Source organism: Meridianimarinicoccus zhengii, assembly GCF_003254465.1.
GTDB classification, from domain to species: Bacteria; Pseudomonadota; Alphaproteobacteria; order Rhodobacterales; family Rhodobacteraceae; genus Meridianimarinicoccus; species Meridianimarinicoccus zhengii.
Map to the genome: position 1 here is coordinate 24,150 of NZ_QDFI01000051.1, position 6,160 is coordinate 30,309.

The 6,160-nt window shown below is 65.5% G+C and carries 9 protein-coding genes; 3 read left to right on the plus strand and 6 right to left on the minus strand.

Annotation, left to right across the window (positions count from 1 at the left end; all coding sequences use genetic code 11):
* The 6 genes from DDE13_RS15360 to DDE13_RS22965 form a co-directional block, all read right to left on the minus strand.
* Positions 1-603, minus strand: coding sequence for a hypothetical protein (locus DDE13_RS15360; RefSeq protein WP_111405169.1), 603 nt, complete (start codon positions 601-603; stop codon positions 1-3).
* 14 nt (positions 604-617) lie between these two features.
* Complete coding sequence (locus DDE13_RS15365) at positions 618-1,496, minus strand: ATP-binding protein (RefSeq protein WP_111405170.1); 879 nt, start codon at positions 1,494-1,496, stop codon at positions 618-620.
* Positions 1,493-1,981: a hypothetical protein gene (locus DDE13_RS15370; RefSeq protein ID WP_111405171.1), complete on the minus strand. Its 489-nt coding sequence runs from the start codon at positions 1,979-1,981 to the stop codon at positions 1,493-1,495. The genes DDE13_RS15365 and DDE13_RS15370 overlap by 4 nt, the downstream gene beginning before the upstream one ends.
* A 27-nt stretch (positions 1,982-2,008) precedes the next feature.
* Entirely contained in the window at positions 2,009-2,371 is a 363-nt protein-coding gene (locus DDE13_RS15375; RefSeq protein ID WP_235868724.1) for a hypothetical protein, read from the minus strand.
* Positions 2,371-2,583 carry a helix-turn-helix transcriptional regulator gene (locus DDE13_RS15380; protein ID WP_074219579.1) on the minus strand — a complete coding sequence of 71 codons (213 nt, stop codon included), beginning with the start codon at positions 2,581-2,583 and terminating at the stop codon, positions 2,371-2,373. Before DDE13_RS15380 ends, DDE13_RS15375 begins: the two co-directional genes overlap by 1 nt.
* A gap of 210 nt (positions 2,584-2,793) precedes the next feature.
* The gene (locus tag DDE13_RS22965) at positions 2,794-3,477 is read right to left on the minus strand and encodes a hypothetical protein (RefSeq protein WP_162631042.1); all 684 of its coding nucleotides are present in this window, start codon (positions 3,475-3,477) and stop codon (positions 2,794-2,796) included.
* Between the two features lie 108 nt (positions 3,478-3,585).
* On the opposite strand from DDE13_RS22965, the gene DDE13_RS15390 reads away from it, so the two are divergent.
* From DDE13_RS15390 to DDE13_RS22970, 3 genes are all read left to right on the plus strand, one after another.
* Positions 3,586-4,263 (plus strand): XRE family transcriptional regulator, encoded by a 678-nt coding sequence (locus DDE13_RS15390; protein ID WP_111405173.1) that lies wholly within the window; start codon positions 3,586-3,588, stop codon positions 4,261-4,263.
* Between the two features lies 1 nt (position 4,264).
* Positions 4,265-4,996: a hypothetical protein gene (locus DDE13_RS15395; RefSeq protein WP_111405174.1), complete on the plus strand. Its 732-nt coding sequence runs from the start codon at positions 4,265-4,267 to the stop codon at positions 4,994-4,996.
* Positions 4,997-5,163: 167 nt separating this feature from the next.
* Entirely contained in the window at positions 5,164-6,141 is a 978-nt protein-coding gene (locus DDE13_RS22970) for a hypothetical protein (RefSeq protein ID WP_162631044.1), read from the plus strand.
* Positions 6,142-6,160: the final 19 nt, after the last annotated feature.

The following is a 6,160-nucleotide window of genomic DNA, read 5'->3' on the forward strand; positions in this document are numbered from 1 at the left end:
TCACTGCGCCCAGGCCGGACGGCCGGGTGCCGCCGGAGCGGTCGGCTGCGGTGCCGCCGCCGGCTGCGGCGCGGGTTGCGCGGGCGGCTGGTAGCCGTGGCCGGCCGTGCCCATGGCCTGCGCATAGTCGCGATGGTCTGGCGTGACCGCGGCACGGATCTCGTTCTTGTCCTCGCCCATGGCATCGGAGCCGATGTCGATGCGCGCGACGAACTCCAGCCCGTCGAGATCGGCGAAGCCGTTGATCCGACGTGCGGCCTGCGCCTCGGGCGAGGTGTCCTTGTCCGAGATCCCGCGCGCCGAGTTCAGCATGCCGCGAACGAGGCTGCGGCCCATGTTGGCCCAATCCGGCCCCTTGGGGCTGTGCAGCCCGATCAGCGTGAAGATCTTGCGCCGGGCATAGGGGCCCTCGGTCACCGTGAACTCACCGTTGAGATAGACGGCGCCGGTGGAGCCGCGGGTGGCATAGCCCCCGGTCCAGCCCTGCGAGGGATCGTCGAAGCCGCCGGGACGGATGGTCAGGCGCACCTTGGCGAGCGTGCCCTTGGGGATGAGGTTCGTGTTGGACTGCGCGTCGTTGAAATCGTTCCAGAGACCGGTCATGGCGTGGGGTCCTTTCAGTTGGTGGGATCGGATTGAGGGGTTGCGGCGGGCGCCGGGATGCGCGGCGCATCCGTCACGAGCGGGCGCGCATCGATCGGCAGGGGCTGGCGGATCTTCTCGATGAGCCGGCCGAGATGCGGCGGCTCCAGCAGGTCGAGACGGCCGGAGCGGTCCTTGGCCGGGTAGCCCCAGCTGTTCTGCGTGTGGCAGACGAAGACCCGCTGCGGCACGCCCTTGTCGTCGGGCAGCGAGGTGAGCGTCAGCACCTCGTCGACGATGCCGGGCAGCTCCAGCCCGGTCTTCGAGCCGTCGATCTGCGGGACAAAGACCTTGCGATTGAAGTCGTCGAGCTTCTCGTCGAGGATCCCGACGAAGATCACGTTCTTCGCCCGCGTGTGCTGGAGATGGGTGAGCCAGGCGATCATCTCGCGCCCATGCAGGCCGTAGGCCCCGCGGATGTCCGGCTTGCCGGTCTTCTCCGAATGCGCCTCCGGCTGGCCTTTGCACCACTGGAAGCAGAGCCGCCCCGCCACGGTGATCGAGTCGATAAAGACCGTGTCGTACTTCTCCAGTACCTTCGGATCGCCGTACTTCTTGCAGATCGCCTGGTAGTGGTCCTCGCTGTAGGGCTGGTCCTTGCGCAGCGCCGGGTTCGGGCCGCCGATGAACACCGCGAAGTCGCGGCATTCCCGCCAGGTGCGCGGGCGGATCGTGTCGATTGCCAGCCCCTCGATGGCGAGATCGCCGGCCTCGAGGTCGAAAAACAGCGAGGTGGTCGAGTTGAGCGTGCGCAGGAGCGTGGTCTTGCCGATGCCCGGAGGTCCGAAGATGGCGGCTTTCACGCCGCGCACCTCCGCCAGCCGGTCGTCGGCGGTGATGATCGGGAGGCTCATGCATCGCCTCCCTGCGGCCGAATCTCGACCTTCAGCGCGCCGGTCTTCACGGTCCGCGCCGGCTCGAAGCCCTGGCGGATCGCGTCAGGCCAGGCCGCGTATTTGCGCTCGGGCACCTTGAAGGCGATGTCGACATACTCGGCAGGGTCGTCGCCGGCGGCGCGGATCCGCTCGACCATCGCGGCCAGCCGGGACTGGTCCCACTCGACCCGTTTCGGCAGATCGGCGATCACGGTGAAATCGCCGTCGTCGAACCGGACTGTGCCGGTATCCTTGGCGTGCGCCTGCCGCTCTTCGGCGGCGCGGGTGGCGTAGCGGACGGTCAGCGCGGCATCGAGCCGGGTCTTTGCAGCCTTGTCGCGTTTCAGGCGCTCGTCGACTTCGCGCTGGAGGATGGCCAGCAGTTCGACGGGCAGCGCAGCAATTTCTTGCGTGCTGAGGCCCGGCAGGTCATCGGGCGTGGGTGTGTTCTCGGGATAGGGCATTGGGGTCTCCGGGATGGGGAATGGGATTCAGGCGGCCTCGAGCAGGCGCATCGAGAGCGCGGCGCCGGGCGGGCCGGGCTTCGGACGGGCGACGGCGATGTAGGCGAAGGCGTCGGGGCCGAGCCGGGACTGCACGAGGTGGACGAGGTTCTGCTCGGCCGCGCGTCGTGCGGCGGCCGCCACCAGCTGCAGCGTGCGTTGCCGATCCGCCGGCAGCTTCGAGATGACCGACGTGGCATCGACGGCGAGGAAACCGCGGTGATAGACCAGCGCCTCGCCGGGCTCGGCCTGCGCGATCCAGGCGGCGAGCCCGACCTCGTCGAGCCCCGGCCCGTTCGCGCCATGCAGCTGCACGACCTCGGCCTCGGTGATGGGCGACAGGCGTCCCATCAGGCCGCTCCCGCGCGCGGCTGGGTATCCATGGTGTGCTGGAGCTGGTCGCGCTCGAAGGCGACGATGTCCTCGAGCCGGTAGACGACCCGTCCACCGATCTTCATGTAGGCCGGGCCTTCACCCGCCCACCGCCAGCGCTCCAGCGTGCGATGCGAGATCGTCCAGCGCCGGGCGAGTTCCTTCTGATTCAGGCAATGCTTCTGCTGCATCGGCTCTCTCCGTTTGCGTGTGCTTCGGAGAGAGATTGCGAAATCCCGCTATGGGATGTCGTCAGGATCGCAGGGGGATGCAGAGGGGGATGGATATGGCCTTGCAGGACAGGCGCGGACGGCGCGCTGGGGGATCGTCATCCCCCTCCATCCCCCGGCCGATCCCAAACCAGTCGGGCCAGAGGCCACGCTCGTGGGATCGCAGGCGGGTCAGTCGATGTTCAGGCGGTAGCCGCCGCGGCGGTCGGAACGGATCAGCTGCCGCCAGTCCTTCTGCGACTTGAAGACGTCGGCCATGCGCAGGCTTTTCGAGCCCGCCGAGGACAGGATGGCCTTGCCGCTCTGCCAGGGCTCGCCGCGCTGCGCCGCCTCGTGCAGGGCGCGGACGACCTGCGCCTGGATCGGGCCGAGCCGGAAGCGGTAGCCGTTGCAGCGCACCTCCTGATAATCGGTCGAGGCGATGAAGGTGCTCTCCTCCATCGCCGAGCCGCCGGAGGAGAACCCGGACTGGAGCTCGAAACGGTCGCGTTCCTCGCGCCTTAGCAGCAGATCCCCGATCATCACGAAGACCGGCTTGGCCTCACCGTAGAGCGACGCGTAGTCCGCGCGTGGGGTGCGGAACTCGCTGACATGGAGCTCGCCGCAGCGGAACAGCTGGAAAACGTCGCAGGCGTGCAGGTCGAGCAGGCCGCTGAAAGGCTTCTGCTCCCACGGCACGCGGAAACGCTCGCCGTCCTGTCCTTCCTCGTAGTCGCCGAACTCGACCGGCTCGCCAAAGACGCGCACCGACAGCCGGAGCTTGTCGTTCTCGGCCAGATAGACGAGGTCCGTCTCGGAGATCCGCCAGCGCTCGAGCACCTCGGGGAGCGTGAAATACAGCTTGTCGATGTGCACGCGCCCCTCCGATTCCCCTGCCCGATGTTTACCTTCTGTTCTTATTCGCTTGACGGCTGCCGATCAATCCGATTTTATCCTAATTCATCCACAGATGGGTGGGGAAACATGCACGAGCATCACACGCTTGCCGACCGTCTCAGGGCCCGGGCCAATCAGCTCGGCCTCAGCCCCGCCCACGTCGCCGAGATGGCCGGGGTGAACCGCTCCTTCGTCTACGACATCCTGCGCGGGCGATCATCCCGCCCCGGCATCGACCGGTTGGCAGAGGTCGCCCGCGTTCTCAAGGTCGACCGCGATTGGCTGATCCACGGAATCGGCGACGTCGAGGGTACGCCGCCTTTCATCGAGAACCCGGACGAGGCCTTCGTCTCGATCGCGCATGCGAGCCCGCGCCCGTCGATGGGCGGAGGCGCCGTGGTCCTGGAACAGGATGACCCCGCCGGCCGCGCCTACCACTTCCGCCGGTCCTGGATCCGTCACAGCCTCAAAGCCAGCCCTTCCCAGCTGCGGATCATGCATGTGGAAGGCGACAGCATGGCGCCCACGCTGCTCGACGGCGACACGGTGCTGGTGGACATGGCGCGGCGCGCACCGAACCCGCCCGGCATCTTCGTGCTGGACGACGGCATGGGGCTGGTGGCCAAGCGGCTCGAGCACATCCCGAACAGCGACCCGCCCGCAGTCCGCGTCATCTCGGACAACGGCTTCTACAGCCCCTACGAGCGAACGGCCGACGAGATCCACATCGTCGGCCGTATCCGCTGGTTCGCGCGGGAGCTTTGAGGTGATCGCGTTCCGCGAGGTAGACGATGCCGATCCGGCGCTGGCGTTCTCGCCGATGGTGCGCGCGATCGAAAAGACCTTGGCTTGGATCGACGAGCACGGCGGAATCCCTCTGACGCCATCCAAGGCTTTCAAGCGCGTATTCGTGCACTGGGCCGCGGCCGAGTACGACTGGCCGGGCCACACCAAGGCGGACCTCTTCGCCGTCAACAAGGTCCTGAACGAGACCGACTTCGCCCCGCTCATGGTGCTGCACGACCTCATGATCGCGATGAAGCTCGGGCGGCATTACAAGGGCGAGTTCCGCCTGACCAAGGCAGGCCAGGCGCTGGTCGGCCATCCCGGTCGGATCTTCGGCACGGTCGTCCCGTTCTTCCTGTTTCGCATCAACCACGCCAGCATTTCGCCATTCGACGACGCGCCGATTCTCGGCAACTGGGACGTTTTCCTGAACGTGCTGAACGTCGAGATGGAGGACGGCGCCACCGGCACCCACCTCCGCCATGTCCTCTTCGGCGAGCCCGAGACTGGGCTGGTTCCGCGCTACGACGAGGTGATGGGCCAGCTCTACATACAGGTGCTGCGCCCGCTATGCTGGGCGGGACTCCTGCAGCAGGGGCGCGGAACGGCCAACTACCGGTTTGAGGAGGCGATGTTCATGAAGACGGCGTTGTGGCGAGCGGCGCTGCGGCTGGAGACGGATGGGATGGTGCAAGGGGCGACGCGGCATTGAGGCACATATGGTCCAGTTCGTCTGTGCATCGGGCTACCGCGCGCTGGTGCTGCGGTTTCCACAGAGGCGACCAACATATTTCGGAGAGTTCGCGCTTTCGGCTAAGCCTGCCCAATGCTTTATACAATCTCGGCAGTTCGTAGATCGTCGCAAAAGGAAGTGTTTTCATGCCAATCTTTGACATTCCGAGTAACCGCTTGGTCGATCTATCGGATGCTGATCTTCGCGAACTGATCGCTCGGTTATGCGAGGCCGAGCGCGAACGACAAGGCGGTCATCGGAATGAGGTTCGTTGGGGAGGAAGCCAGACGGCTGCCGATGGCGGTCTCGACGTAGTGGTCGAGCCTACCGGTCCGTTCATTTCCGCTGGTCCTCTCGCGCGGCGAGACGTTGGAATTCAAGTGAAAGCCGCCGACCTCACTCCCGGCGCCATCACCACCGAGATGCGTCCCGGAGGGAATCTACGCCCTGCGATCTCGGCAATTGCGGCTCGAGGTGGCTCCTATCTCATCGCGAGCGCCGGGGCGAACTGCTCAGAGGCCATGCTCAAACGCCGCGTCGATGCCATGCGTGAAGCTGTCGCCGATGACCCGAATGGAACAAGACTGGAGCTGGCACTCTTGGACCGTAATGCCATCAGTCGATGGGTCAGTACACACCCCTCAGTGGCTGCTTGGCTACGCAGGCGCCTGGACCTTCCCATCCTCTCGGGCTGGCAGCCATTTGGACGCTGGTCATCGACTCCAGAAGGAGAAGTTGACGATTTGATCTGCGAGGAAGGGCTTGTTTTTCATATTGAGCGTCGCGCTCCCATCCGAAATCTGCCTGAAGCGCTCGACGAGATAAGAAAACTGGTTCGTGATGGCACCAGTGCCGTGCGCATCGCCGGCCTTTCCGGAATTGGCAAGAGTCGGATAGCCCAAGCACTCTTCGAGCCGGTAGGGTCCGTTTCGGCCTTGCCAGTTTCTCATGCGGTCTACACAGACTTGGGCCATTCTCCCGATCCTACACCAACTGGAATGCTGGAAGCACTGATCGAACGCGGCGCTCCAGCAGTTCTTGTTGTGGACAATTGCCCGCCCGACACTCACCAAGCGCTAGGCCGTGTCTGCAATCAAGGGATTCCCGTTTGGTCTCATTTCTGATTCAAGATCGAAAACGGAG